Origin of the sequence: Haloferax sp. Atlit-48N, assembly GCF_003383015.2 — an archaeon.
Lineage (GTDB): Archaea > Halobacteriota > Halobacteria > Halobacteriales > Haloferacaceae > Haloferax > Haloferax volcanii.
On the sequence record NZ_CP137689.1, the window covers coordinates 18,057 to 43,665 of the forward strand.

The following is a 25,609-nucleotide window of genomic DNA, read 5'->3' on the forward strand; positions in this document are numbered from 1 at the left end:
CTCGACCTATTCGACGACGTGAGCCGACGCCGGGGCGAATCCGACTTCCAGCGTCGTCCCGACCTCGAACCCCGCGTCCGACTGTTCGCCGCCGTCTTCGACCGCCACGACGAGTTCCGTCCCGCCCCAGTCGAGTCTGACCCGCGTCGTCGCCCCCTGAAACTCGGTGTCGACGACGGTCCCCCGAATTTTGTTCGTCCCCGCGCCGGCCCGGAGTTGTTCGGGGCGGACGCAGAAGGTGAGTTCGTCGCCGGCTCCCGCTCTCGACCCCGCCTCCCCGAGCACCCGCCGCCCCTCGGCCAGCGTGAACACCGCGTCGCCGACGCCGACGCGAATCCCCCCCGTTTCCGGTCGAGACTCGACGACCCCGTCGAGGACGTTGTTCTCGCCGAGGAACTCCGCGACGAACCGCGTCCGCGGTCGGCGGTAGAGTTCGCGGGGGCGGCCGACCTGCTCGACGCGGCCGCCGTTGAGGACGGCCACCCGGTCCGAGACCGCCAGCGCCTCCGACTGGTCGTGGGTGACGTAGACGGTCGTCACGCCGAGGTCCGACTGGATGCGCTTTACCTGCCGGCGGAGACGGTCCCTGAGTCGGGCGTCCAGCGCCGACATCGGCTCGTCGAGGAGCAGCAGGTCCGGGCCGGGTGCGAGGGCGCGGGCGAGCGCGACACGCTGTTGTTGGCCGCCAGATAGCGAGTCGGGGTCGCGGTCTTCGAACCCCGCGAGGTCGACGAGGTCAAGCAGTTCCGCGACGCGGTCGTCGCGGGAGCCGCCGCCCGGCGGGTCGGTAAAGCGGAGGCCGTAGGCGACGTTCTCGCCGACGCTGAGGTGCGGGAACAGCGCGTAGTTCTGGAACACGACGCCGACGCCCCGCGACTCGGGCGCGACGCCGACCATCGACTCGCCGTCGAAGCGGACGGTCCCCTCGGTCGGGGACTCGAAGCCGGCGATACAGCGGAGCGTGGTCGTCTTCCCGCAACCGGAGGGGCCGACGAGCGTGAAGAACTCGCCGTCGTCGACCGACAGCGAGACGGAATCGAGCGCCGTCGCCGACCCGTAGCGTTTGGACACCGCGTCGAGTTCGAGTCTCACGGGTTCGCCTCCGAAGTCACGTGCTCCCCTCGCCGGCGGACGGGCATAATTCTCACTTCCCGCGACTCTCCGAGTTTGGCTCGCTGCGGCCCGCTCTCGCTTCGCCCTCCGCGCTCCCTCATAGCTCGCCCCACTGGCCGCCGAAGCGGTCGACGACGAGGAAGCTGGCGGACGTGACGAGAAGCAGGAGACAGCCCATCGCCGTCGCGGGGCCGAGCCGTCGGCCGAGGAATCGCTCGACGGCGACGGGCATCGTGTAGCTTCCCGCGCCCTCCGCGAGGATGATGGTCGAGTCGAACTCGCCGATGCTGATGGCGACGGCGAACGCCGCGCCCGCGACGACGCCGGCCCAGACGAGCGGCAGTTCGATATCCACGAGCGCGCGGGTTCTGGTCGCGCCGAGCGAGCGCGCGGACTCCACGAGCCGGCCGTCGAGCCGGGCGAAAAGCGGCGCGACGTTCCGGGTGACGAAGGGGTACGCGCCGACGGCGTGGGCCGCGACGATGGCGAGCGCGCCGGTGACGCGGATTCGCGTGCCCAACACGTCGACGCCGAACACCAGCCCGCGGAGCAGGCCGAGGCCGACGACGATGCCCGAGACGGCGAACGGAGCCATCGAGAGCACGTCGATGAGTCCGCGCCCGCGGTACCGGCGGGTCGTGAGGACGGCCATCGTCACGCCCATCGGGACGGCCACGACGAGCGTCCCCGCGGCGAAGCCCAGCGAGTTCAGGATGGCCGGCAGGGGCTTGACCTGAAAGCTCGCGCCGGTCGCCTGCCGCTCGGCGAGGAAGGCGTAGTTGGCGAGGGTGAGGCCGCCGTCGCCGCCGGTGACGCTCGCCAGCACCATGCTGGCGACGGGGACGACGAACACCAGCCCGACGACGAGGGCGTAACCGGCGATGCCGACCGTCCGGAGCGTCGATTTCGGCGTCCAGTCGGCGGGAAGGACGGACCGACGGGGAAGCGGGTTCGCCGCGCCGCCGGCCGAGCGCTGGCTGGCCTCGTACCGGAGGTAGACTGCGGTCAGCGTAATCGAAACGGCCGTCTCGACGACCGCGAGGCTGGCGGCCTCGGCGTACGCGAGGTCCCGCACCCGCGAGTAGACGAACACCTCGATGGTCGCCAGTTGGAAGCCGCCGAGCGCGAGGACGATGGGGAACGACGCGAAGGTGAAGATGAACGTCAGGGTCGCGCCGACGCCGATAGACGGCAGGAGTTGGGGGAGGACCACGTCGCGGAAGGCCCGCCGCGGGTTCGCGCCGAGCGAGCGGGCGGTCTCGACGGTTCGGGCGTCCACGCTCTCCCACGCCGCGGTGACGACGCGGGCGACGAGCGGGGCGTTGTAGAACGCGTGGGCGACGATGATGGCTTCGAGCGTGAACAGCAGTTCGACCGGCGGGAGGCCGACGGCGGAGAGCGCGCGGTTCAGCGTCCCGTTGCGGCCGAACGTCGCCACGAAGCCGATGGCGACCATGATGGAGGGCATGACGAACGGGAGGATGGTGAGCGAGCGGAGCGTCTCGCGGCCGCGGAACTCGAAGCGGGCGAACAGCCACGCGGCGGGGAGGCCGAGCGCGAGGCTGGCGAGCGTCGAGTAGAACGCCTGTTTCGCCGTGAACCAGATGATGTCGACGAGGTAGAACTCGCTCGTCAGCACCGCCGCGATGGGCTCGACGGTGAGCCGGCCGTCGGCGAGGACGGCGTCCGCGAAGACGGTGGCGACGGGGTAGTAAAACAGGACCAGAAGGACGACGGCGGTGAGCGCCGCGACGAGGGTGAGCAGCCGCTGTTCGAGGGCGCGGGCGACCCGGCGAACCGAGGCCGAGGCGCGGCTCACCGGCTCACCTCACTTACTGGCGAACTCGCGGGCCCACGCGTCGGTCCAGTCACTCAGGTTGTTCTGAAGCCGGTCGTACGAGAACGTGACGGCTTCCGGCGGCTCTTGGGCGTACTGCGCGAAGTCCTCGGGGAGTTCGGAGGTGGTCGTCGCCGGGAACTGGACGTTGCGGACGGCGATTTCGGCCTGCACCTCGGGCCGGAGCATGAAGTCCATGAACTCGACCGCGAGGTCGGGGTTCGACGCGTCCGCGAAGGGGGCCATCCCCTCGGGGTTGGCGTACGCCTGGTCGTTCAGGAAGCGAATCTGGTGTCTCGCCATGTCCTCGCCGGACTCGGCGGCGAACACCTGGTCGGTCGAGTACGAGACGACCATCGGGGCCTCCCCGTTCGAGTAGGCGTTGTAGGAGTCCTCCCAGTTGCCGAGGACGCGCACGTCGTTTTCCTTCAGGCTCGCCCAGTAGTCGAGGTAGCCGTCTTCGCCCTTGGCGTCGATGGTGTGGAGCAGGAACGCCTGCCCCGTCGCCGACGACGTGGGGTTCTGCGCGAGGAGCGCGCCCGCGTACTCGGAGTCCAGCAGGCCGTCGAACGTCTCGGGGGCGACGAAGTCGCCGTCGCCGTAGGTCTCGTCGTAGACGAGCGAGATGTAGCCCGTGTCGTAGGGGACCGCTCGGCCCTGCGGGTCGAAGTTCAGCCCCTCCTTTACGTCGTCGATGCGGGACAGCCCCTCGGCGGGCGAAAACAGCGCCTCGTCGAGCTCCCGGTCGATGCGGACGAGCATCTGCGCGTCGAGGCCGACGTAGAGGTCCGCGCCGGACTCGACGCCCCGGAGGCCGCGCTCGATGTAGTAGTTCACGCCCGAGTCGGGCGTCTGCCACTCCAGCGTCGCGTCGAACTCCGACTCGAACGTCTCTTTCAGCCACGGGCCGGGGCTCGAACTCGGCGCGTCGACGAACGAGCCGTAGGTGCCGACGGTGAGCGTCCGCGACTCGCCGCCCGCGGTCGTCCCCTCGGTCGTCGCTGTCGTCTCGGTCGCGTCGCCCGAGGCCTCGGTCGTCGTCTGCTCGCCGCCGGTCCCGGTACAGCCGGCGAGGAGCGCGGAGACGCCTCCCGCCCCGGCGGCCCTGAGGAAGCTACGTCGTCTCATTACTCGGTTGTTGTACTCTGTGGTACTTAACGGGCGTGATGTTCGCGGGGCCGGGTAAACGGCCGAATCAGTCGGTTTCGAGGGTTGTCCCGGGAGAACGGCTTTACCGTCAGCGAGAGTATCTCGGGCGATGACTGCTTCTCGCCCGTACGTCCTCGGCGGCGTGTTCGCCCTCTTTGCGCTCCTCGCGGCGGTCCTGCTCGTAGACGTGCTGGCGACGGTGTTTTTCGCCATCACCGTCGCCTACCTGCTCGTCCCGCTCAGGCGACGCCTCGAAGCGCGCGGGGCCTCCCGGTGGGTCGCCAGCCTCGCCGCCACCGTCGTCGCGGCGGTCGGCGTCGGCGTCGTGCTCGCGCCGCTCGTCGTCATCCTCTTTCTCCGCCTGACCGACATCCTCGAACTCGCGGCGCTCCTCCCCGACGTGGTGACTATCGAGTTCCTCGGGATGGTCGAGACGGTGACGCTGGACGACGTGGTCGCGGTCGGTCTCGGGTTGCTCCGGTCGGTCGGCCGCACCGCCGCCACCGCCGCGCCCGTGGTCCTCATCAAACTCACGCTGTTCGGCTTCCTCGTGTTCGCGCTGCTCCTCAGTGGCGACGCGGTCGGGCGGACGCTCCTCGCGCTGGTCCCGGCCGACTACCGGGACGCGGCGACGGCGCTCAACGAGCGGGCTCGCGAGACGCTGTTCGCCATCTACGTCTTGCAGGCGGCGACCGCCGTCGGCACGTTCGCCATCGGTCTCGTCGTCTTCTGGGCGCTCGGCTACGACTACGTCGTCACGCTCGCGACAGTCGCGGCCGTCCTCCAGTTCATCCCCATCGTCGGCCCGAGCGTCCTGCTCGCGGCGATGGCCGCCTACCACGCCGCCGTCGGCGACTTCGTCGCCGCCACGCTCGTCGTCGCTGTCGGCGGGTTCGCGGTCGCGTGGCTCCCGGACATCCTGATTCGTCCCCGACTCGCAAAAGAGACCGCCGACCTGCCGGGGAGCCTCTACTTCGTCGGCTTCGTCGGCGGCCTGCTCAGCCTCGGCCCGGTCGGCATCATCGCCGGCCCGCTCGTCGTCGCGCTCCTCGCGGAGTCGGTGGACCTGCTCGGCGCGGAGTTACGCGTCGACGACGTGGGCGGTGACGGCGACGAGCGCGGCGAGTCCGCGGACGACTCGGTCGACCCGAGTCAGCCGTAACCTCGCTCGTCAGCCCTCGACGACCGCGCCGTCGCGCTCCTCCCACTCGGTGAGGCTGCCCTCGTAGAACGCCACGTCGTCGTAGCCGAGGTGCGAGAGCACGACGTAGGTGTGGCTGATGCGCCGGGCGGTGTTGCAGTAGAGGACGACCCGCCGGTCCGGGGTGACGCCCGCGGCGTCCAGAATCGAGTCGAGTTCGTCCCGCGGTTTCAGCCCGCGCGTCTCGTCGTCGACGAGCTCGCGCCAGTCGAGGTTGACCGCGCCGGGGAGGTGGCCCTCGTCGTACTCCGCGGGGTCGCGGGTGTCCACGATGACGGTCTCGGGGTCGTCGAGCGCGGCCTCGACGGCCTCGAAATCCACGAGCGGCGTCTCGGCCGGCTCGGTTATCTCGTAGACCGTTCCCGCGACCTCGCTCGCCTCGGTCGTCGTCTCGCGCTCGCGGTTCCACGCGCTGAAGTCGCCGTCGAGGAGGTGGAGTCGCTCGGGGTCGTGGCCGTAGAGGAGCGCGGTCACGAGAAAGCGGGCCGCGAAGACGCCGTGGGTATCGTCGTAGGCGACCACGTCGTCGTCGGCCGCGACGCCCGCGCCCGACAGGAGGTCGGTCCACGCGTCGCGGCCGGGGAGCATCCCCACGTCGCCGTCGGCGCTCCGGAATCTGTCGAACGGTATCGACACCGCGCCGGGGAGGTGTCCGATGCCGTCGAACTCCCAGCCGTCGCGCACGTCCACCACGCGCACGTCGTCGAGTCGGTCCGCGAGCCACGTCGGAGAGACCACGTCTACCATGCCCCCACGTTTCCGGGCCGCGGGTTTAGGTCCGACCTTCTTCGCACCCCTCGCCCCGTGTCCGGGGTAGCGGATGTTGTTGCTGGTTCCGTTGGATACCGGCCTGATACCGTCCGAGACGGCCGTTCTCTGAATCCCTTTCGTCGTCTCTCGGGGCATACTCAGGATAATATTGCCGCATCACCCGAGGTCAGGCCGTACATGCCGTCGCTGTGAGAGTTATGGGCCTTCCTGTTGTACGGGGAAACGCGATGTCAAACTCCGATTACGCGAAGGACGTACTCGTCTCCGCGGACTGGGTGGAGAGCCACCTCGACGAGTTCCAGAGCGACGACGCGGCGTACCGACTCGTCGAAGTGGACGTGGACACCGAGGCGTACGACGAGAGTCACGCCCCCGGTGCCATCGGGTTCAACTGGGAGTCCCAACTGCAGGACCAGACGACCCGCGACGTGCTGACCAAGGAGGACTTCGAGGACCTCCTCGGTTCGCACGGTATCTCCGAGGACTCCACGGTCGTCCTCTACGGCGACAACTCCAACTGGTTCGCCGCCTACACTTACTGGCAGTTCAAGTACTACGGCCACGAGGACGTTCACCTCATGAACGGCGGCCGCGACTACTGGGTCGACAACGACTATCCGACGACCGACGAAGTCCCGTCCTTCCCGGAGCAAGACTACACCGCCAAGGGTCCCTTCGAGGACATCCGCGCGTACCGCGACGACGTCGAGAAGGCGGTCGACAAGGGCCTTCCCCTCGTCGACGTTCGCTCGCCCGAAGAGTTCTCCGGCGAGATTCTCGCGCCCCCGGGACTGCAGGAGACCGCCCAGCGCGGCGGCCACATCCCCGGCGCGAGCAACATCTCGTGGGCCGCGACCGTCAACGACGACGGCACCTTCAAGTCCGCCGACGAACTCCGCGACCTCTACGCGGACCAGGGCATCGAAGGCGACGAGTCCACCATCGCCTACTGCCGCATCGGCGAGCGCTCGTCCATCGCGTGGTTCGCCCTTCACGAACTCCTCGGCTACGAGAACGTCACCAACTACGACGGCTCGTGGACCGAGTGGGGCAACCTCGTCGGCGCGCCCGTCGAGAAGGGTAACTGAGCCGCCTCGGTTCGCTCTCAGTTCGATTCGAAACCGACCGTACGGTTCTTTTTGCGGCTTACATCGGGAGGACGCTGATGCCGACAGCGACGATGACGCCCGCGCCGAGAAGCACCATCACGCAGTAGCCCATGATGTCGCGGACCGACAGGCCGCTGATGGAGAGCAGCGGGATGGCCCAGAAGGGCTGAATCATGTTGGTCCACGCGTCGCCCCACGAGGCGGCGACGGCGACCCGCGGGATGGACTCGCCGGACGTCTTCGCGGCCGTGACGAGCGTCTCGCCGATGACCGCCCACTCGCCCCCGCCGGAGGGGACGAAGAAGTTCACGAGACCGGCCGTAAAGAAGGCGAACGCCGGGAGCGTCCCGTCGGGCGCGACGGCGACCATGCCCTGTGCGATTTGCGTGGCGAGGCTGACCGAACCCTCCGGCGCGTAGGCCATGATGCCCATGATGCCCGCGTAGAAGGGGAACTGGAGGATGATGCCCCAGACGTTCTCGACGGCCTCGACGATGGCCTCGATGTACGCCTTGGGCGTCCCGTGGAACAGCAGGCCGAGAAAGAGGAAGCCGAAGTTGACGATGTTCAGATTGAGGTTGTTCCACGGCATCGTCCCGTTCTGAATGCCCTCTACGAAGTACAGAGCGACGGCGAGCAGGCCGACGAGGCCGATTGCCACGCCGATGCCGAGCGAGTGCTCGATGCGCGTGGCGAGCGAGGCGTCCTCGGGGACGGACGTGGAGGCCCACCCGCCTGTCGCCTGTTCGCCGCCGTCGGTCGCCGCCTCGAACTCCGCGGGGTCGATTGGCGTCTTCTTCGCGTCGTCGGTCGGGTACATGAGCGCGAACAGCGCCGGCAGGAAGAGGAAGCCGACCGCGACGACCAACACGAGGTTGGCGACGGTGAAGATGGTCCCGCCGGTGCCGAACGTCGTGTCGAGGATACCCGCCTCGATGAGGAAGTTCCCCTCGGTGTTCAACAACAGCGGAATCGACCCCGCGAGGCCGCCGTGCCAGACGACGAAGCCGGAGTACGCGCCGGCGACGACGATGGGGAAGTCGATGCCGCGCATCTCGGTCGCTATCTTCCGGGCGAAAAGCGCCCCGACGACGAGGCCGAGACCCCAGTGGACGAACGACGCCGCGGCGGCGACGACCGGAACCATCGCGGCCGCGCCGCGCTCGGTGCTCGGGACGCCCGCGAGTCGCGTCAGGAGCCGGTCTACCGGCTTCGTCTGCGCGAGCGCGTAGCCCGTCATCAGGATGAGCGTCATCTGCATCCCGAACGAAAGCAGGTTCCAGAAGCCGCCGTACCAGCCGTCGACGAGGAGGTTTCCGGCGTGTCCGACGATGCCGGTCCCCTCGCCCGGCGCGACCGAGACCAGCGCCAGCGCGAACGCCACGCCCGTGAGGATGATGGCGAACAGGAACGCGTCGGGGAGGTACTGTTCGACCAGTTTCGAACTCCGCTCCGCCGCCTGCCTGATAGCGTTTGTCATAGCCCGGATTACTTCATGATAATACAATATATAATGTTTAATATTCGGGCGGATTCGGCTCGGTTGAATGTCACGAATCGGCGGCTCGTCGGCCCTCCCCGGTCGTCCCCCGTCCGTCGCGGACTCGCGCCGGACTCGCCGCCGCCGATGGGTACAAACCCGAGACGGACATACGGAACCGTATGACCGAACTCCTCGATACCCTCCGCGACGACCACGAGACGCCGCTTTCCCGACTCGGTTCCTCGAAGGCGCTGTACGCCGTCACCGGCGGCGAGATGGACGGCGACGCGGTCCGCGCGGCCGCCGCCGCCGAGGCCGCCGCCGCCGCCGACCTGTTCGACTGGTGGGCCGACGACGAACCGAACGACGAGGCCGCCGCGCTGTTTTCGGACCTCGCGGACACCGCCCGCGACCACGCCGAGGCCGTCGGCGCGGAACCCGACGGCTCGAAGCCGAACGTCTACGACGTGCTCGCCGAGTTCGAGACGACCGACGGCCGCCTCGGCGGCGCGCTCGCCCGCGCGCTCGTGTCGCTGAAGACCGTCGAGCAGATGGTCGGCTTCTTCGTCGGTGACGCGGACCCGATGGCCGCCAACGACTTCCGTACGCTCAAATCCGACCTCAACGACCAACTCGACACGCTCGAAGCCGCCGTCTCCGACCTCGTCGACGACGACGCCGTCGCCCGCGAGGCCGCCGACGCGGTGGTCGAAGCCGCCTACGACGAGTACGTCGAGACGCTCGAAGGCATGGGCGTCAAGCCGAAGAACGTCTGTTAAGCAATCACCTGTCTCCGCGCCGGGGCCGCCGTTGGCGACCCGCTCGGCGTGAAAATCCGTTTTCGTTCACCGCGCGCCGACAGCACCGACGCGCGGCGTATGTGAGTGAGTTCCAGTAGAAACGAGGGGGTATGTCCGCCGGTCGTCAGACGCCGGGGACGCCCTTGCGGTATTCGAGGACCTCGCTTCGGGCCTCGCGGACCGTCTCGGCCGCGTCGCCGTCGAGGGCCTCGGCGAGGTCGTGAAGGACCGTCATGTGCCGGGCGAGTCGCCCGTGGTCCGGCCCCTGCTCGCGCGTCGCCAGCGTCGCCAGCTGGTCGGACTGTTCGTAGAGTCGCTCCTGTACGTCGCCTTCGGTCGCCTCGGCGGCGTCCTTGAGCAGGTTGCTCGCGCGTTCGAGTTCGGCTCTCGTCATACGGGAACGTTCGATAGCCCGCCCCAAAACCGTTCCTCCGGCGACAAGCACCGCCTCGCTCAAGTACGCCGCGACCCAAGGACGGACAATGAGCGAGTCCGGTCCCCTGTCCGCCGACAGACCCGACGCAGACCGCGAATTCCGCGTCGACGCCCCTTTCGACCCCGCGGGCGACCAACCCGAGGCAATCGAGGCGCTGGCCCGCGGCTTCCGCGAGGGTGCCGACGTACAGACCCTGCTCGGTGTCACCGGCTCCGGCAAGACCAACACCGTCTCGTGGGTGGTCGAGGAGATTCAGAAGCCGACGCTCGTCCTCGCGCACAACAAGACGCTCGCCGCCCAGTTGTACGAGGAGTTCAAGGGCCTCTTTCCCGACAACGCGGTCGAGTACTTCGTCTCCTACTACGACTACTACCAGCCCGAGGCGTACATCGAACAGACCGACACCTACATCGACAAGGACATGTCGATAAACGAGGAAATCGACCGGCTCCGCCACTCCGCGACCCGGTCGCTTCTCACCCGCGACGACGTCATCGTCGTCGCCTCGGTGTCGGCCATCTACGGCCTCGGTGACCCGAAAAACTACACCGACATGTCCCTCCGGCTGGAGGTCGGCCAGGGGATGGACCGCGACGAACTGCTCCGCGCCCTCGTCGACCTCAACTACGAGCGCAACGACGTGGACTTCCGGCAGGGCACGTTCCGCGTCCGCGGCGACACCGTCGAGGTGTTCCCGATGTACGGCCGCTACGCCGTCCGAATCGAGTTCTGGGGCGACGAAATCGACCGGATGCTGAAGCTCGACCCGCTGGAGGGCGAGGTGAAGTCGTCGGAGCCGGCGGTGCTCGTCCACCCGGCGGAGCACTACTCCATCCCCGAAGAACAGCTCGAAGGCGCAATCTCGGAAATCGAAGAGCTGATGGAACAGCGGGTGAAGCACTTCCAGCGACAGGGCGACCTCGTGGCCGCCCAGCGCATCGAAGAGCGCACCACCTTCGACATCGAGATGCTCCGCGAGACGGGTCACTGCTCCGGCATCGAGAACTACTCGGTCCACCTCTCGGACCGCGAACCCGGCGACGCGCCCTACACGCTTCTGGACTACTTCCCCGACGACTTCCTCACCGTCATCGACGAGTCGCACGTCACGCTCCCGCAGATTAAGGGCCAGTACGCCGGCGACAAGTCCCGAAAGGACTCGCTTGTCGAAAACGGCTTCCGCCTGCCGACGGCCTACGACAACCGCCCGCTCACCTTCGAGGAGTTCGAAGAGACCGTCGGGCAGACGCTTTTCGTCTCCGCGACGCCCGGCGACTACGAGCGCGAGCACTCCGACCAAATCGTCGAGCAAATCGTCCGGCCGACCCACCTCGTGGACCCGAAAGTCGAGGTGACGGAGGCGACCGGGCAGGTCGACGACCTGATGGCCCGCATCGACGAGCGCATCGACCGCGACGAGCGCGTGCTGGTCACGACGCTCACGAAGCGGATGGCCGAGGACCTCACCGAGTACCTCGAAGAGGCCGGCGTCGACGTGGCCTACATGCACGACGAGACCGACACGCTCGAACGCCACGAGCTCATCCGGTCGCTCCGCCTCGGCGACATCGACGTACTCGTCGGCATCAACCTCCTCCGCGAGGGCCTCGACATTCCGGAGGTGTCGCTCGTCGCCATCCTCGACGCCGACCAGCAGGGGTTCCTGCGCTCCGAGACCACGCTCGTCCAGACGATGGGCCGCGCCGCCCGCAACGTCAACGGCGAGGTCGTGCTCTACGCCGACGAGATGACCGACGCGATGGAGGCCGCCATCTCCGAGACGCAGCGCCGCCGCCGCATCCAACAGGAGTTCAACGAAGAACACGGCTACACGCCGACGACCATCGAAAAGGAGGTCGGGGAGACGAACCTGCCGGGGAGCAAGACCGACACCCGCGGCGTCTCCGGCGACGAACCCGCCGACGCCGACGAGGCGGTCGAACAGATTGCCTTCCTCGAAGACCGGATGCAGGAGGCCGCCGACAACCTCGAGTTCGAACTCGCCGCCGACATCCGCGACCGCATCCAGACGCTCCGCCGCGAGTTCGACGTGGACGCGCTCGAAGACGGCGTCGCACCCGAGTACCCGGACGAACACGACGGCGACGGCGACGACGGCCTGACGCCGCCGGACGAGTTCTGACCGGCCGTGTCTCACTCCCCAACCCTGACGTTCGCGGCCGGCGGGCTTCTCCGCCGCGACGACGGCCGGTTCTGTCTCGTCCACCGGCCGCGCTACGACGACTGGTCGCTCCCGAAGGGGAAACTCGAACCCGGCGAGACGCTGGTCGAGACCGCCGTCAGAGAGGTCCGCGAGGAGACGAGATGCGAGGTCGATTGCGGCCGGTTCGCCGGCCGCTACGAGTACCGCGTCCCCGACGACGCGGAGACACAGAGCGGGCCGAAGGGCGTGTTCGTCTGGCACATGCGCGTCGTCGACGAGCACCAGTTCGAGCCCGACGCCGAGGTGGACGCGCGCCAGTGGGTTACCCCGGTCGAAGCCCTCCAACGGCTCACCTACGAGACCGAACGGGCGCTGGTCAGACGGGCGTTCGAACTCAACGAGTGAGCGCAGATTTTGGATAGAAACACATGTTACTGGTTTTTCGACGCGCGTCGGTGTGTGGTCCGTACCCAAATCAGTGGGTCGACATCAAGACTTATTACTCCGACTTCGCTATGCCCGTTCCACCGTGATCCGCACCTCGGCGGACGAGCCTGCAACCCACTCCGTTCACCACGCCTACCCCAACGGAGGTATTACCTGAATGGTCCGCGGATTCGAGCACTCCGTGCTCGACAGTTCGGGCGACCACCGCACGCCGGTCCTCCCGGTGTGCGACGCGGTCGCATCCTCGGGAGACGGTGAACGCGCGCGGGTCGGTGCCGCTGATGACTCGGCAAACGGGCTGTTTTCGACGCGTCACTCCACGCGAGTGCACGCGGACGCTACTGCGAACTGACAACAACGAGAACCATGAGCTCTCAGTCTCTCAGTCACGTTCAGAAGTCGTTCCTGAAGTACCAACACATCCTCGTGTTCATCGCTCCCCTGCTGTTCCTCGTCTCGGTGTTCACCATGGCACCGACGCCGTCGGGTGCAGGCATGGAGTACTGGCTCCAGTACTGGTGGCTGTTCCCGGTGTTCCTCACCGGCGCGACCATCGTGAACACGGTCGGCATCAGCGGGTCGGCGCTCTTCGTCCCGTTCCTCATCTTCATCTTCCCCATCTTCGCGCACCCGCTCGACTCGTCGACGCTGGTCAAGGTGGGCCTCATCAGCGAGGCGTTCGGCCTCTCCAGTTCGGCCGTCGCCTTCATCCAGTACGGTCTCGTCGACCGGCGGCTGGCGCTGACGCTCGTCGGCGGGTCGATTCCGTTCGTCGTCGGCGGCGCGCTCCTGTCGTTCGTCATCCCCGACGTGGTGTTCCACGCGCTGCTCGGCATCGCGCTGCTCGCCGCGTCGTACCTGCTTTTCAACGCCGACCTCGGCCACGAGGACCACGGCTCGTCGGACTCCGACCACGCCGCGGCCACCGACGGCGGCGTCTCCGCGAGCCTCCCCAACGACCCCGGTAAGCTCGGCCCCGCGGGCGTCAACACGGCCGACGACGGCACCGTCACCCGCGTCGACCGCGACGGTGACGACTACACCTACACCCGCGGCGGCTACCTGCGTCGCTTCGCCAATTACAGCGTCGGCGGGATGTTCCAGGGCCTCGCCGGCTTCGGTATCGGTGAACTCGGCATCATCTCGATGCTCGGCACGAAAGTCCCCGTCCGCGTCGCCATCGGCACGAACCACATCGTGGTCGCGCTGACCGCCATCTTGGCGTCGCTCGTCCACGTCTTCGGCGGCGGCCTCGTCGGCGGCCACTCGCTGAGCCTCGCGACGACGCCGTGGAACATGGTCGTCTTCACCGTCCCCGCGACGGTCCTCGGCGGCCAAATCGCGCCCTACGTGTCGAACGCGCTGGAGACCAGCGTCATCAAGAACTTCGTCGGCGTCCTCTTCGCCGTCATCTCGCTGGCGCTGTTCCTGATGGCGCTGGGTATCTAACGACTCACGACCACCCGAACCACCCCCACTGGCACCACTTTCACAGTCCTCGATTCTGAACTCCCACCCATGTACGACCACATCCTGCTTCCGACCGACGGCAGCGACGCGACCGACGCGACCATCGAACACGCGGCGACCCTCGCGGAGACCTACGGCGCGACGGTCCACGTGCTGTCGGTGGCCGATTCGCGCAATCGCTTCGAGTCGCCCTCGGCCGGCATCGCGCCGGACGTGTGGGAAAAATCCGAACTCGACCGCGCGGAGTCGGCGGCCGACGCCGCAATCGAGGCGCTCCCCGAGGGCGTCGAGACCGAACGCATCGTCGTGGAGGGCGTGCCGCACTCGACTATCGTCGACTACGCCGCCGACGGCGACATCGACCTCGTCGTGATGGCGACCCACGGCCGCACCGGCCTCGACCACTACCTCGTCGGCTCCGTCACCGAGCGCGTCGTCCGGCAGTCGGACGCGCCGGTGTTGACCGTCCGCGCGGCGGACGAAGAATAAACACCCGCGGCTCGCTCGCGGGCCGCGTTACTCGAACTCTTCTGCCAGCGCGGCGCGGTGCTCGCGGCGCTTCTGGAGCGCCGCGTCGCGCAGTTCGCGCTCCTCTTGGGAGTCGCAGACGAGGTCCGGGACCGGAACCGGCTTCTCGTCGTCGTCGAGCGCGACGAAGGTGAAAAAGGAGGTGAGCGTCTCGCGGCGGTCGCCCTCGCTCGGGCGCTCGGCGGTCACGTCCACCTTGATGTCCATGCTGGTGCGACCGGTGTCGAAGACGTACGCCTCGACGGTCACCACGTCGCCCACGTCGATGGGCGCGAGGAAGTCCACGTGGTCCATCGACGCCGTGACCACCTGCCGCTCGGCGAAGCGCCGCCCGGCGATGGCCCCGCAGACGTCCATCCACTCTAAAATCCGCCCGCCGAGGGCGCGTCCGAGGTTGTTCGTGTCGTTGGGCATCAGAATCTCGCTCATCTCGGCGCGAGACGCCGACAACGACCGCGTCTCGACCGACGATTGCTGTTGCATGCCACACCGTCAGAGTCGGACGTGGTTAAATTATTCTACCTCTTGAAAAATAGAAATAAAGGCGATTAATCGCTCGGGTTGTCGATTGGTCGGTGAACGCCCCGCACGTTTCAACAACCTAGACAATTAATAGTGTTTATTGCGTATCGAATGGTGTCTGCGCGAACCGCAGACCGGTGGTGGGACGCCGACGCCCGTCTCTCGTCCGCGTTCGGGAGGACGTTCCCGGAGGGTTCCGACTCTCGTTCGACCGGACGGGCGGGAAATCAACCGCGACCCGAGAGTCGACGCACCGAGCCGCTCCCGTCTCACGTCCGCCTCGCGCCTCACCGAACCGCGACGGTCGGACGACGGGACTCGCGCCGGTCGCCCCCGCAGACCGGACACGACGCTGCACCGGCCCCCGGTGCGTCGGACGGGTCTCCGACTGATTCGCGCCTTCGATTTTCGCTCACTCGACGCGCTCAGCCTCGACGCCGCCGTCTTCGATTTCGATGTCGACCGCGTCCGCGGAGATATCGGCCGTCTCGACGCCGTCCAACTCCCCGAGTATCTCGCCGATGTCGTCGAGGCCGAGGAGTTCGCGGGTCTCCTCGTCGAACGCCTTGCTTTCGAGTCCCGCCGCCTGCTGTACGTCCGAGCCGGACAGCCCCTTGCCGTAGCGACCGAGCAGCGACGTGAGCTCCTGCGGCAGGACGTACGTCGTCGACGGCGAGGTGCCGATGTTCGCCAGCGTCTCCATGCCCTTGTCGATGATGGCGCGCTCGCCCATCGACTCCGCCGCGCGGGCCCGAAGCACCGTCGAGATGGCGTCGCCCTGCGCTTCGAGGATTTGAGACTGCTTTTCGCCCTGCGCGCGGATGATGTTCGACTGCTTGTCGCCCTCCGCCTTCTCGACGGCGGAGCGGCGCTCACCCTGCGCTTCGAGAATCATGGCGCGGCGGCGGCGCTCGGCGGAGGTCTGCTGTTCCATCGCGTTCTCGACGTCCTTCGAGGGCTTCACCTCGCGGACCTCGACGGACTCCACGCGGACGCCCCACTCGTCGGTCGGCTCGTCGAGTTCCCGGCGGATGCGCGCGTTGATGTGGTCGCGGCGCGCCAGCGTGTCGTCGAGTTCCATGTCGCCGAGGGCGGCTCGGAGCGTCGTCTGGGCGAGCAGCGAGACGGCCCGGCGGTAGTTGTCGACTTGCAGGAAGGCGCGTTCGGGGTCCATCACGCGGATGTAGACCACCGCGTCGGCCGTGACCGGCGAGTTGTCCTCCGTGATGGCTTCTTGCGAGGGCACGTCGAGCGTTTGGGTCCGCATGTCGAAGCGGTAGGTCTTCGAGACGAACGGCGGGACGACGTTCAGCCCCGGTTCGAGGATGCCCTTGTAGTCCCCGAACACGGTGAGCGTCCGCTTTTCGTACGCCTGCACGATTTCGACCGCGTCGTACACCGCGGCGACGGCGAGCGCGAGGACGACGTAGCCCGCGAGCGTCAGCGGCGTGACGGGGAAGACGACCACCGCGAGGCCGAAGACGACCACCGCGACCGCGAGGGGGGCGAGCCACCGCGGGAGTCGGCCGGGGTCGCTGTCGACCCGCTCCGCGCCCGACGACGAGGAGGACGCCGAGAGCTTCCCGAGCTGGTAGAACAGGCTGTCCATGGTGGAGAGTGACACCGAGACGGAATAAAGCTAGCCGGCTACTCACCTACCCACTCACCCGGCCACCAACTATTTGTCCGCGAACGCCTCACGCCCCGGTATGCGAACGAACCGCGGCCGAATCGACGTGGAGGACCTGCTGAAAATCATCCTCCTGCTCGTCCTCGTCTGGCTCGTCCTCGAAATCATCGGCGAGGTGCTCGGGCTGTTCGGTGCGCTGCTCGGCCCGCTCCAGCCGCTTTTGGGACTCGTCGTCGCGGCGCTCATCGTCCTCTGGCTGCTCGACCGAATCTGACGTTCCCGCGGCGACGACGATACGCCTTTGTGTCTCTCGCGTGAGACACGGGCGTGTACAGTCTGAACGTCCCGGTTCCGGGGCGGGTCGCCCGCCTCGCGTCCGACCTGTTTCCGTACCTCGCCCCGTTCGACCGGGTTCGCGACCGGCACACGCTCGTCTGCAAGCGGTTCGAAGACGCCGACCTCGACCGCCTCCGCGAACAGTTGCGGCGCGCGCTCGCCGGCCAACCGGCGTTCGAAGCCCGCGTCACTGACGTCCGATTCTTCGAGGAGCCGCCCCGCGGAGCCGCGCCGGTCGTCTACCTCGCGGTCGACAGCCCCGGCCTTCTCGACCTCCACCGGACGCTCACCGACGAGTTCGGCGCTATCGAGGGAATCGAGGGCGACGACTACGTCCCGCACGTCACGCTCGCTCGCGGCGGCAGCGTCGCGGACGCCCGCGCGGTCGCGAGCCAACCGCTCGACTCCATCGAGTGGACCGTCTCGCAGCTCGATATCTACGACTCGTCGTTCCGCGAGACCACGGCCTCGATTTCGCTTCCGGCCTGACGGCGAGGGTTCGACCGGCGTCGGCGGTGCGCCCGTGTCCGCTGGTCGCGCCGTCAGTCGCGCGCCCGGAGCCGCATCCCCATCGGCTCCTCCGGGTGCATCGTCAGCGACCCGCGGAGCGAGAACGGCTCGTCGCGGACGTAGTCGAGTTCGTACCGCTGGGCGACGGTGCCGAGGATGAGCTGCCCTTCGAGCAGCGAGAGATGCTTGCCGATGCAGTGGCGCGGCCCGCCGCCGAACGGGAAGTACGCGAAGCGCGGCCGGTCGCCGGCCCGCTCGGGTGCCCAGCGGTCCGGGTCGAACTCCAACGGGTCGTCCCACCAGCGCTCCGAGCGGTGGACGACCCACTGCGGGAGCATGATGGCCGACCCCGCGGGGACGCGGTAGCCGCCGAGGCGAACGTCCACCTTCGGCTCGCGGAACATGACGTACACCGGCGGATACAGCCGCATCGCTTCGTTCAGCACGCGCTCTGTGTACTCCAGCTGTCGCACGTCCTCGAACGTCGGCGTCCGCCCGCCGAGTACCTCGTCCAGTTCGCGGTGGAGCTTCGCCTCCGCCTCGGGGTGTTGCGAGAGCAGATACCACGCGTACGTCAGCGTCAGCGCCGTCGTGTCGTGGCCCGCGAGGAGCATCGTCAGCAGCTCGTCGCGGAGGTTCTCCTCCGTCTGCTCGCCCTCGTCGTAGGCGCGGAGCAGCATCGAAAGCAGGTCCATCGGCCGCTCCTCGCCCGTCGCGTCGGCCGGCACCGACGACGCCGGCGTCTCGCCGTACTCGGTCCCGCGGCGCTCCTCGACGATGTCCCAGACGAGCGATTCGAGTTCGGACAGCGCCCGCTTGTACTCGCGGTTCTCCCGCGTCGGTGCCCAGTCGGGCGTCAGGAACCGAAGCGGGTCGGGTTCGAACCGCGCGCCGAGCGGTTCGAGGTTCTCCTGTACCCGCCGGATGCGCTCGTCGTCGAGGTCGGTGCCGAACATGGCGTCGACGATTATCTCGACGGTCAGCCGCGCCATCTCCAGTTGCACGTCCACCACGTCGCCGTCGCCCCACGACGACAGCATCGACTCCGTCCGGTCGGTCATCATGCCGGCCATCGTCGAGATGCGCCGCACGTCGAACGCCGGCTGGGCGAGCTGGCGCTGTCTCTTCCACGTCGCGCCCTCGCTCATCAGCAGGCCGTCGCCCAGCAGGTCGCCGATGGCGCGGTCTTGGAACTGCGGCTTTCTGAACTTCGACGCCTCGCTCACGAGCACCGTCTCGACGTCCGCCGGGTTCGTGAGCATGTACGTGTCCAGCGGGCCGAGGTCGAAGTGGACCACGTCGCCGTAGGTGTCCGCGACGGCCGTCAGGAACGTAAACGGGTCGCGGGCGTACTGTCTGCTCGCGCCGAACAACGGGAGGCCCTTCGGGCCGGGAGGGGTCGCACTCATCACCCTGTGTTGGTTCGAACAGGTAAGAATCGCACGGCGGTCGCGACCGGCTTTTCCGCGCCGAGCGCGACCCGCTCAGGCTCAGGGCCGCGGCGGGTCGCCGTCGTAGGCGTCGTGGTCGGTGTAGAAGTTCAGCATCGCGAACTTGAGTTTGTTCGGCGCGATATCGACCATCTCGGAGCGTTCCTCGACCGGGAACGACCCGCGGACGCCGTACTTCCCCATCGAGGTGCTCTCGCGGGTGTACCGCTTGTCGGCCAGCACGCGGACGCCGAAGTCGTTGGGCGCGCGGATGACCCGGCCGAGCGCCTGTCGGGTCTTTCGAATCGTCGGAATCTCGACGGCGTAGCGCCAGCCGGCGTCCTTTTTCCGACGGTAGACGCGGTCGTAGGCGTCTTGTACCGCCTCCAACCGCTCGGAGAGATGCGGGTAGGGTACGCCGACGACCACGACCGTTCGGGCGTCGTCGCCGTCGAAGCTCACCCCCTCCGCGAGCGTCCCCCACAGCGAGGTGAGAAGCACCGCGCCGTCCTTGGCGACGAACTCCCGGCGCATCTCCTCGGCGCGGACGCCCGGTTCGTCTAAAAACAGCTCCGCGTCGACGTTCGGGTTCGCCCGCAGGCGTTCGTGGTAGCGCTCGGCCTCGGCGTACGACGGGAAGAACGCGAGCGTGTTCCCCGGCGTGAAGCCGGCGGCGTCCGCGAGCACCTCCTCGACCGTCTCCTGTGTGCCGGGGTCGTCGCGCTCGGAGGAGAACAGCGCGGGCAGCGAGACCGAAAACGTCCGGCGGTTCTCCTCGGGGTATTCGAGGCCGTAGGCCATCGTCACCGGGTCGTCGAGGCCGAGCGTGCTTTCCGTCACGTCGAACGGGCGGAGCGTCGCCGACATCAGGATGCTCGCGTGAACCTCCTCGAACAGCTCCTTCGTGACCTCCCGCGGGATACAGGTGTACAGTTCCGCGCGGCCGTAAATCTCGTCGGTGCCGCCGTCGCGGCGGACCGACAGCATCGGGTGGCGGCCGAGTTCGTCGCCCAGCTCCGTCCAGTCAGCGATGAAGTTCGCCGCCTGGAGCGTCTGGCACTCCTTGCGCGTCGTCGCCTCGCCGTTCTTGTACGCGTCTTCGTACTGCTCGTCTAACTGCTTGCCCAACTGGAGCGCGAGTTCGACCTCCACGTCGATGCCGCGGCCCTCGTAGGATTGTAGGAACTCCATCGTCAGGTCGTCGCGACGACCCTGACTGGCGATAGAGAGGTCGTACCAGTTCTCACCGACCTGCTCGCGCTCGCCGAAGCCGAACGCCGATTCGTAGCTGTCGCGCAGCGCGTCGAGGAACGTTCCGATGACGTTGCGGGCGCTCTCGGCCCGCGAGTCGTCTTCGTCTTCCAACTCGGTCATCGCGCTTTCGAGCGTGTTCTCGGTGAGCGCGCGACTCGCGTGGTCGCGGGCCGCGCCCTCGATGTTGTGCGCCTCGTCGAACACCGTAATCACGTCGTCGGGGTCGCGGTCCAACCACCGGAAGAACTGCTCGCGTATCATCGGGTCGAGCAGGTGGTGGTAGTTGCAGACGACGAGGTCGATGCCCTCCATGCCCTCCTTGAGCAGTTCGTAGCCGCAGAGGTTCTGCTTGCCCGCGTACTCGAAAATCTCGTCGGGCGTCCGCACGTCGTCGAACAGCCACTGGAAGAACTCGTCTGTGTTCCGCGTGAGGTTGTTGTAGTAGTGCTCGCAGTAGTTGCCCTCCTTCAACTCCGCCAACTCGTCGTCGATGGCGTCGAGTTCGTCCGTGACGGTGCTTCGCGCGTCGGCCGCGCCGGATTCCCCCTCGCGCATCCCGTCGAGGAGCGACTGCGCCTGCTCGGAGAGTTCGGCCTTGTCGGACTCCTTTTCGACGATGCTCCGGGTCGTATCGCGGAGGGTCTGACACTCCTGAAAACCCACGTCGATGTGGCACATCGAGGACTTCCCGCGGAACACCACCGCGCGGATGGCCTCCTCTCTGGTGATGGCGCGGGCGTCCTCGACGAACTGGCGCATCTGCTGGTGGACGTTCGTCGTGATGACGACCGTCTTGTCGTGCTCGCGGGCGTACGAGAGCGCGGGCACGAGCGCGGAGATGGTCTTCCCGGTCCCGGTCGCCCCTTCGAGGAGGACGTTCCGCTCGTCGCCGAGCGCGTCGGCGATGCCGGACATCGCCGCCTCCTGATTCGGGTACGGCTCGTCGTACGGGAAGAACCGCCACGCTCCGTCCGCGTCGCCGTCGTCGGGTGCGCCGTTGGCGTGGGCCACGGGAGAATCTCGGCCGCCATCCGATTAAAAGGCTCGGAGGCCTCGACACCGCCGGAGGCGACGGGAACGGTAGAGCGTACCTCCGCGCTCGACGGCGTCTTCTGAGAAGCTGCAAAGAGCCGCGACCGCCGTGGACCCGAATTTATTCGAGCAGTTCGACGATGAGACCCTTCTGGGCGTGCAGGCGGTTCTCCGCCTGGTCCCAGACGAGCGAGCGCTCGCCTTCGAGCACGTCGCCGGTAATCTCCTCGCCGCGGTGGGCCGGCAGGCAGTGCATGACCTGCGCGTCGGTCCCCGAGAGCAACTCCTCGTTGAGTTGGAACCCCTCGAACGCTTGCAGTTTCTCGTGGCGCTGGTCCTCCTGGCCCATCGAAATCCACACGTCGGTGTAGACCACGTCCGCGTCCGAAACGGCCTCCTCGGGGTCGGTCGTAATCGTCGGCGTCGAGCCGAGTTCGGCGGCCTTCTCGAGCACGTCGTCGTCGACGCCGTACTCCGGCGGGGTCGCCACGGTGAGGTCGATGCCGGCCATCGCACAGCCGAGGACGAACGACTGGCCGACGTTGTTGCCGTCTCCGACCCACGCCGCGGACACCTCGTCGAAGTCGCCGACGTGTTCGCGGATGGTGAGCAGGTCGGCGAGCGTCTGGCAGGGGTGGGCGTCGTCGGTCAGGCCGTTGATGACCGGCGCGTCGGAGTGCTCCGCGATTTCGAGGAGGTCCTCGTGTTCGAACAGGCGGACCATGATGGCGTCGCCGTAGCGACCCAGCACGCGCGCGGTGTCCGAAAGCGGCTCGCCGTGGCCGAGCTGGATGTCCTCGGGGCCGAGGAACAGCGCGTGGCCGCCCAGTTCGGTCATCCCCGTCTCGAAGGAGACACGCGTCCGGGTACTCGGTTTCTCGAAGAGCATCGCCAGCGTCGCTCGGGTGAGCTGCGTCTCGTCGTCGCCGGACTTGATGTCGGCGGCGCGGGTGAGAACGCGGTCTAACTCCGATGCGCTGATGTCGTCGATGTCGGTGAAGTGGGTGGTTTCGAGCATTGTGTCGTATGTCGTGTCTCCGTGTCGGTTCGTCGTCTCGGGTGTCTGGTCGTCGTCGCCGTTCGCCTCCGTCGCTCGTCTCGTCTCAGTCGTCCGCGAGGCGCTCGCAGACGTCGACGAGCACGTCGATGGCGCTGTCGAACTCGGCGAGGTCGAGATGTTCGTTCGGGGCGTGGTCGAGGTCGGAGTCGCCGGGGCCGTAGGTCGCCATGGGGCAGTCCCACGTGCCGGCGAAGATGTTCATGTCGCTGGTCCCGGTCTTGCGGAGGAGCCGGGGCTTCACGCCGCCGACGTTGCGGATGGCGACGCGGAACGCCCGCGCCACGTCGGTGCGGGGGCTCATCATGACCGGCGGGATGGGCTTGTTCCAGTGGACGCCGCCGCGGGTGAGTTCGCTTTCCGCGACCTCGCGCACGTCGTCGATGGAGAGCCGCGGCGGGACGCGGAACTGCACGTCCACCGTCGCCTCGACCGCGAGGCCGTCTTCCGTCGGGCCGCCGTCGAACGTCACGGGCTTGGTCGTCACCGTGTCGAAGACGCCGTCGCGGTCCTCGTCGAAGAAGTCGGCCACGCGGGACCACCACGCGACCGCGGACTGGATGGCGTTCTCCTCGGGGCGCGAGGAGTGACCCAGTTCGCTCGTCGAGATGTACGTCCCGGAGAGGAACCCGCGGTAGCCGAGCGTGACGCCGTCCCAGCCCGAGGGCTCGCCGTTGACGACCGCGTCGGGCTCCTCGCGGTCCTCCACGAGGTGCCACGCGCCGCGCGAGGAGGTCTCCTCGCCGACGACGCCGACGAACGAGACGCCCGTCTCGACGGCCGCCGCGGCCATCGAACAGAGCGGGCCGGTCGCGTCGACGCTGCCGCGACCCCAGAGCACGCCGTCTTCTATCTTCACCGGCACGTCGCCGGGGACGGTGTCGATGTGGGAGGTGAGAAGCACCGCGTCGTCGGCCGGGGCGCGGACGTTGCCGATTTCGTCTATCCACACCTCGCGGTCGTGCGCCTCGAAGAACGCCTTCAGGACCTCGGCGGCCGCCTCCTCGTCGCCCGACACCGAGGGCGTCGAGACCATGTCGTAGAGGAGGTGGCGCGCGTCGGCCCACTCGCCCTCGTCGAGGGCGTCGGTGTCGGCGTCCGCGTCGACCTCGGCGTCGGCCGCCGTCTCGGCCGCCGACTCCGCTTCGGTCTCCGACTCGTCGTGTCCCTCGCGGTCGATTTCGGCGTTCATGATAACACGTTCGTCATGGCGTCGACCGCGCGGTCGGCGTGTTCTTCCTCGATGACGAGCGGCGGCAGGAACCGGACGACCGTCCGGCCCGCGGGGAGCGCGAGCAACTGCTCGGACAACGCGAGGTGCTTCAGCGTGCGGTTCGCGCCGCGTTTGACCTCGACGCCGACCATGAGGCCGTCGCCGCGGACCTCGCGGACCGGCAGGTCGTGTTCCTCGACGGCGGCTTCGAGCTCCGTCGTGAGGTAGTCGCCCACCGCGGCCGCGTGGCCGGGCAGGTCCTGCTCGACGATGGTGTCGAGGGTGGCGTTCGCCGCCGCGCAGACCACGGGACCGCCGGAGAACGTCGAGCCGTGGGACGCCGCGCCGTCGGCAATCCAGTCGGCGCAGAGCGTCGCGCCGAGCGGCAGGCCGTTGGCGATGCCCTTCGCGCTCGTGAGGATGTCGGGGACGACGCCGGCGTTCTCGCAGGCCCACAGCGACCCGGTGCGGCCGATGCCGGTCTGAATCTCGTCGAAGACGAGCGCCGCACCGGCGTCCTCGGTCAGGTCGCGGGCGGTCTGGAGATACTCGGCCGTCGCGGGGTTGATGCCGCCTTCGCCCTGAATCGGCTCTAAGAACACGGCGGCCGTCTCGTCGTCGACGGCCTCGGCGAGTTCCGCTTCGTCGCCGTAGCTGACGAACTCGACGCCGCCGGCGACCGGTTCGTAGGGCTTCTTGTACTTCTGTTTCCACGTGAGCGCGAGGCTCCCGAGGGTGCGACCGTGGAAGGCGCGCTTCGTGGCGACGATTTTCTGGCGGCCGGTCGCGGAGCGGGCGAACTTCATCGCCGCCTCGTTGGCCTCGGTGCCGGAGTTACAGAGCCAGACGTTCGAGATGTCGCCGGGCGCGAGTGTCGCCAGCTTCTCGTACAGTTCCGTGCGGACCTCGACGGGGTACGACGCCTGCACGTAGGTCAGCTTCGCGGCCTGCTCCTGAATCGCGGAGGTGACAGCGGGGTGGGAGTGGCCGAGCGCCGCGACGGCGTAGCTCGCGCCGAAGTCGAGGTACTCGGTGCCGTCGTCCGAGTAGAGATACGGCCCCTCGCCGGACTCGATGGCGATGGGTTTCTCGTTGAAGACGAAGCCGCTCATTGTTCGGCCTCCTCGGCTTCGACCAGCGCGCCGGGCGTCACGTGCGTGCCGCCGCCGTTGAGCGCCGTCACGATGGGGTCGTTCAGGTTCGCGTCGGAGACGACGACCTCGGCGGCCCCGCCGTCGAGCGCCTCCTTCGCGGCCATGACCTTCTTGGTCATGAACCCTTCAGCGGCCGATTCGAGCGCCGAGAACGCCTCGGGCGTGTCGGCCGTCTCGATGAGCGTGGACTCGTCGTCGGGGTCGGCGTAGACGCCTTTCACGTCGGTGAGGACGACGAGTTTCGCGCCGAGCGCGCCCGCGACCGCGGCGGCGGCGCGGTCGGCGTCGGCGTTGACCGGCACGCCGTCGTCGGCGAGCATCGGAACGGTCACGATGGGCGTGTAGCCGCCGTCGAGGAGGGTTTCGAGGAGCGTCGCGTTCACCGAGGTAATCTTCCCGGAGTGGTCGCCGCGCTTGATTTTCTTCTTGCCGTCTTCGACGACGCGGACGGCCGATTTGCGCGGCCCGGTCAGGAGGCCGCCGTCGACGCCCGAGAGGCCGAGCGCGTCGACGCCCGCCTCGCGGAACAGCGCGGTCAGGTCGGTGTTGAGCTTGCCGGGCATCACCATCGAGAAGACCTCCATGGTGCGCTCGTCGGTGAAGCGGCCGGAGACGCCCGAGGGCGACTCGACGTACGTCGGCTCCTCGCCGAGTTCTTCGAGCGTCTCGTCGACGGCGGTCGAGCCGCCGTGGACGACGACCACGTCGGTGCCGTTGGCGACGAGGTGGGCCACGTCGGAGACGGCTCCCTGCGGGTCGACGGCCTTCGCGCCGCCGATTTTGACGACGACCGGCGGCTCCTTGCCGCCGTCAGCGCGGAGCGCTGACGAGGTACCGGAATCTCCGATTCCGATACCGCCGTCGGCGATGAGGTTGTCTTCGTTGTCGACGAGCTGTTCGTGTGCCGCGAGCAGTTCCTCGCGTGTGTATCCTGTCATAGTCGAAATGGTGCGTAAATCGTGG

24 protein-coding genes are annotated in these 25,609 nt (G+C 68.0%); 10 read left to right on the plus strand and 14 right to left on the minus strand.

What is annotated here, in order from left to right:
- Nucleotides 1-6: 6 nt before the first annotated feature.
- From DEQ67_RS00100 to DEQ67_RS00110, 3 genes are all read right to left on the minus strand, one after another.
- Entirely contained in the window at nucleotides 7-1,092 is a 1,086-nt protein-coding gene (locus tag DEQ67_RS00100; protein WP_115891800.1) for an ABC transporter ATP-binding protein, read from the minus strand.
- Between the two features lie 118 nt (nucleotides 1,093-1,210).
- Complete coding sequence (locus DEQ67_RS00105; protein WP_115891801.1) at nucleotides 1,211-2,932, minus strand: ABC transporter permease; 1,722 nt, start codon at nucleotides 2,930-2,932, stop codon at nucleotides 1,211-1,213.
- Nucleotides 2,933-2,941: 9 nt separating this feature from the next.
- Nucleotides 2,942-4,078: a thiamine ABC transporter substrate-binding protein gene (locus tag DEQ67_RS00110; RefSeq protein ID WP_115891802.1), complete on the minus strand. Its 1,137-nt coding sequence runs from the start codon at nucleotides 4,076-4,078 to the stop codon at nucleotides 2,942-2,944.
- A gap of 130 nt (nucleotides 4,079-4,208) precedes the next feature.
- Here DEQ67_RS00110 and DEQ67_RS00115 point away from each other — a divergent pair, with 130 nt between their 5' ends.
- Nucleotides 4,209-5,261, plus strand: coding sequence for an AI-2E family transporter (locus DEQ67_RS00115; protein ID WP_115860711.1), 1,053 nt, complete (start codon nucleotides 4,209-4,211; stop codon nucleotides 5,259-5,261).
- Between the two features lie 9 nt (nucleotides 5,262-5,270).
- Here DEQ67_RS00115 and DEQ67_RS00120 read toward each other — a convergent pair whose 3' ends face one another.
- The gene (locus DEQ67_RS00120) at nucleotides 5,271-6,047 is read right to left on the minus strand and encodes a sulfurtransferase (protein WP_115891803.1); all 777 of its coding nucleotides are present in this window, start codon (nucleotides 6,045-6,047) and stop codon (nucleotides 5,271-5,273) included.
- A gap of 251 nt (nucleotides 6,048-6,298) precedes the next feature.
- Here DEQ67_RS00120 and DEQ67_RS00125 point away from each other — a divergent pair, with 251 nt between their 5' ends.
- On the plus strand, nucleotides 6,299-7,159 hold the full coding sequence (locus tag DEQ67_RS00125) for a sulfurtransferase (RefSeq protein WP_004065861.1): 861 nt from the start codon (nucleotides 6,299-6,301) through the stop codon (nucleotides 7,157-7,159).
- 58 nt (nucleotides 7,160-7,217) lie between these two features.
- On the opposite strand, the gene DEQ67_RS00130 is transcribed toward DEQ67_RS00125, so the two are convergent.
- Nucleotides 7,218-8,660, minus strand: a complete 1,443-nt coding sequence (locus DEQ67_RS00130; protein WP_115891804.1) for a short-chain fatty acid transporter — start codon at nucleotides 8,658-8,660, stop codon at nucleotides 7,218-7,220.
- A gap of 182 nt (nucleotides 8,661-8,842) precedes the next feature.
- Here DEQ67_RS00130 and DEQ67_RS00135 point away from each other — a divergent pair, with 182 nt between their 5' ends.
- Nucleotides 8,843-9,442 (plus strand): hypothetical protein, encoded by a 600-nt coding sequence (locus DEQ67_RS00135; protein ID WP_049896172.1) that lies wholly within the window; start codon nucleotides 8,843-8,845, stop codon nucleotides 9,440-9,442.
- A 145-nt stretch (nucleotides 9,443-9,587) separates the two neighbouring features.
- Here the strand turns inward: DEQ67_RS00135 and DEQ67_RS00140 are convergent, their stop codons facing one another.
- Entirely contained in the window at nucleotides 9,588-9,857 is a 270-nt protein-coding gene (locus tag DEQ67_RS00140) for a DUF7553 family protein (RefSeq protein ID WP_115801974.1), read from the minus strand.
- 88 nt (nucleotides 9,858-9,945) lie between these two features.
- Between DEQ67_RS00140 and uvrB the strand changes: the two genes are divergently transcribed.
- The 5 genes from uvrB to DEQ67_RS00165 all read left to right on the plus strand — a co-directional run bounded on the left by uvrB (nucleotide 9,946) and on the right by DEQ67_RS00165 (nucleotide 14,469).
- Complete coding sequence (gene uvrB, locus DEQ67_RS00145) at nucleotides 9,946-12,042, plus strand: excinuclease ABC subunit UvrB (protein ID WP_115801975.1); 2,097 nt, start codon at nucleotides 9,946-9,948, stop codon at nucleotides 12,040-12,042.
- 6 nt (nucleotides 12,043-12,048) lie between these two features.
- A complete protein-coding gene (locus DEQ67_RS00150) occupies nucleotides 12,049-12,468 on the plus strand; it encodes an NUDIX hydrolase (RefSeq protein ID WP_115860705.1) in 420 nt (139 codons plus the stop codon).
- A gap of 199 nt (nucleotides 12,469-12,667) precedes the next feature.
- Nucleotides 12,668-12,862: a hypothetical protein gene (locus DEQ67_RS00155; protein WP_008605979.1), complete on the plus strand. Its 195-nt coding sequence runs from the start codon at nucleotides 12,668-12,670 to the stop codon at nucleotides 12,860-12,862.
- Between the two features lie 14 nt (nucleotides 12,863-12,876).
- Nucleotides 12,877-13,959: a sulfite exporter TauE/SafE family protein gene (locus tag DEQ67_RS00160; RefSeq protein WP_004065846.1), complete on the plus strand. Its 1,083-nt coding sequence runs from the start codon at nucleotides 12,877-12,879 to the stop codon at nucleotides 13,957-13,959.
- Nucleotides 13,960-14,028: 69 nt separating this feature from the next.
- The gene (locus tag DEQ67_RS00165) at nucleotides 14,029-14,469 is read left to right on the plus strand and encodes a universal stress protein (protein ID WP_004065845.1); all 441 of its coding nucleotides are present in this window, start codon (nucleotides 14,029-14,031) and stop codon (nucleotides 14,467-14,469) included.
- A 27-nt stretch (nucleotides 14,470-14,496) separates the two neighbouring features.
- Here DEQ67_RS00165 and DEQ67_RS00170 read toward each other — a convergent pair whose 3' ends face one another.
- Nucleotides 14,497-14,991 carry an acyl-CoA thioesterase gene (locus DEQ67_RS00170; RefSeq protein WP_004045032.1) on the minus strand — a complete coding sequence of 165 codons (495 nt, stop codon included), beginning with the start codon at nucleotides 14,989-14,991 and terminating at the stop codon, nucleotides 14,497-14,499.
- Between the two features lie 451 nt (nucleotides 14,992-15,442).
- Entirely contained in the window at nucleotides 15,443-16,639 is a 1,197-nt protein-coding gene (locus DEQ67_RS00175; RefSeq protein ID WP_115860703.1) for an SPFH domain-containing protein, read from the minus strand.
- 100 nt (nucleotides 16,640-16,739) lie between these two features.
- Here DEQ67_RS00175 and DEQ67_RS00180 point away from each other — a divergent pair, with 100 nt between their 5' ends.
- A complete protein-coding gene (locus DEQ67_RS00180) occupies nucleotides 16,740-16,934 on the plus strand; it encodes a DUF7554 family protein (protein WP_004045037.1) in 195 nt (64 codons plus the stop codon).
- Nucleotides 16,935-16,987: 53 nt separating this feature from the next.
- Nucleotides 16,988-17,485, plus strand: a complete 498-nt coding sequence (locus tag DEQ67_RS00185; protein ID WP_004065843.1) for a 2'-5' RNA ligase family protein — start codon at nucleotides 16,988-16,990, stop codon at nucleotides 17,483-17,485.
- Nucleotides 17,486-17,538: 53 nt separating this feature from the next.
- Here DEQ67_RS00185 and DEQ67_RS00190 read toward each other — a convergent pair whose 3' ends face one another.
- From DEQ67_RS00190 to DEQ67_RS00215, 6 genes are all read right to left on the minus strand, one after another.
- A complete protein-coding gene (locus DEQ67_RS00190; protein ID WP_115891805.1) occupies nucleotides 17,539-18,915 on the minus strand; it encodes a cytochrome P450 in 1,377 nt (458 codons plus the stop codon).
- Between the two features lie 81 nt (nucleotides 18,916-18,996).
- A complete protein-coding gene (locus DEQ67_RS00195) occupies nucleotides 18,997-21,201 on the minus strand; it encodes an ATP-dependent DNA helicase (protein WP_115891806.1) in 2,205 nt (734 codons plus the stop codon).
- 142 nt (nucleotides 21,202-21,343) lie between these two features.
- Nucleotides 21,344-22,240: an ornithine carbamoyltransferase gene (argF, locus tag DEQ67_RS00200; RefSeq protein WP_004065839.1), complete on the minus strand. Its 897-nt coding sequence runs from the start codon at nucleotides 22,238-22,240 to the stop codon at nucleotides 21,344-21,346.
- Between the two features lie 85 nt (nucleotides 22,241-22,325).
- Nucleotides 22,326-23,471 (minus strand): [LysW]-lysine hydrolase, encoded by a 1,146-nt coding sequence (locus tag DEQ67_RS00205; protein WP_004065836.1) that lies wholly within the window; start codon nucleotides 23,469-23,471, stop codon nucleotides 22,326-22,328.
- A complete protein-coding gene (locus tag DEQ67_RS00210) occupies nucleotides 23,468-24,604 on the minus strand; it encodes an aspartate aminotransferase family protein (protein WP_115891807.1) in 1,137 nt (378 codons plus the stop codon). The genes DEQ67_RS00205 and DEQ67_RS00210 overlap by 4 nt, the downstream gene beginning before the upstream one ends.
- Nucleotides 24,601-25,584 carry an acetylglutamate/acetylaminoadipate kinase gene (locus DEQ67_RS00215; protein ID WP_115891808.1) on the minus strand — a complete coding sequence of 328 codons (984 nt, stop codon included), beginning with the start codon at nucleotides 25,582-25,584 and terminating at the stop codon, nucleotides 24,601-24,603. The genes DEQ67_RS00210 and DEQ67_RS00215 overlap by 4 nt, the downstream gene beginning before the upstream one ends.
- Nucleotides 25,585-25,609: the final 25 nt, after the last annotated feature.

Bases quoted from the DNA above. Each gene is read 5' to 3' on its own strand.
- DEQ67_RS00165 (WP_004065845.1), top strand. From the start codon at position 14,029: ATGTACGACCACATCCTGCTTCCGACCGACGGCAGCGACGCGACCGAC.
- DEQ67_RS00120 (WP_115891803.1), bottom strand. From the start codon at position 6,047: ATGGTAGACGTGGTCTCTCCGACGTGGCTCGCGGACCGACTCGACGAC.
- DEQ67_RS00130 (WP_115891804.1), bottom strand. From the start codon at position 8,660: ATGACAAACGCTATCAGGCAGGCGGCGGAGCGGAGTTCGAAACTGGTC.
- DEQ67_RS00140 (WP_115801974.1), bottom strand. From the start codon at position 9,857: ATGACGAGAGCCGAACTCGAACGCGCGAGCAACCTGCTCAAGGACGCC.
- DEQ67_RS00135 (WP_049896172.1), top strand. From the start codon at position 8,843: ATGACCGAACTCCTCGATACCCTCCGCGACGACCACGAGACGCCGCTT.
- DEQ67_RS00155 (WP_008605979.1), top strand. From the start codon at position 12,668: ATGGTCCGCGGATTCGAGCACTCCGTGCTCGACAGTTCGGGCGACCAC.
- DEQ67_RS00115 (WP_115860711.1), top strand. From the start codon at position 4,209: ATGACTGCTTCTCGCCCGTACGTCCTCGGCGGCGTGTTCGCCCTCTTT.
- DEQ67_RS00190 (WP_115891805.1), bottom strand. From the start codon at position 18,915: ATGAGTGCGACCCCTCCCGGCCCGAAGGGCCTCCCGTTGTTCGGCGCG.
- DEQ67_RS00175 (WP_115860703.1), bottom strand. From the start codon at position 16,639: ATGGACAGCCTGTTCTACCAGCTCGGGAAGCTCTCGGCGTCCTCCTCG.
- uvrB (WP_115801975.1), top strand. From the start codon at position 9,946: ATGAGCGAGTCCGGTCCCCTGTCCGCCGACAGACCCGACGCAGACCGC.
- DEQ67_RS00110 (WP_115891802.1), bottom strand. From the start codon at position 4,078: ATGAGACGACGTAGCTTCCTCAGGGCCGCCGGGGCGGGAGGCGTCTCC.
- DEQ67_RS00210 (WP_115891807.1), bottom strand. From the start codon at position 24,604: ATGAGCGGCTTCGTCTTCAACGAGAAACCCATCGCCATCGAGTCCGGC.
- argF (WP_004065839.1), bottom strand. From the start codon at position 22,240: ATGCTCGAAACCACCCACTTCACCGACATCGACGACATCAGCGCATCG.
- DEQ67_RS00205 (WP_004065836.1), bottom strand. From the start codon at position 23,471: ATGAACGCCGAAATCGACCGCGAGGGACACGACGAGTCGGAGACCGAA.
- DEQ67_RS00160 (WP_004065846.1), top strand. From the start codon at position 12,877: ATGAGCTCTCAGTCTCTCAGTCACGTTCAGAAGTCGTTCCTGAAGTAC.
- DEQ67_RS00170 (WP_004045032.1), bottom strand. From the start codon at position 14,991: ATGCAACAGCAATCGTCGGTCGAGACGCGGTCGTTGTCGGCGTCTCGC.
- DEQ67_RS00125 (WP_004065861.1), top strand. From the start codon at position 6,299: ATGTCAAACTCCGATTACGCGAAGGACGTACTCGTCTCCGCGGACTGG.
- DEQ67_RS00215 (WP_115891808.1), bottom strand. From the start codon at position 25,584: ATGACAGGATACACACGCGAGGAACTGCTCGCGGCACACGAACAGCTC.
- DEQ67_RS00180 (WP_004045037.1), top strand. From the start codon at position 16,740: ATGCGAACGAACCGCGGCCGAATCGACGTGGAGGACCTGCTGAAAATC.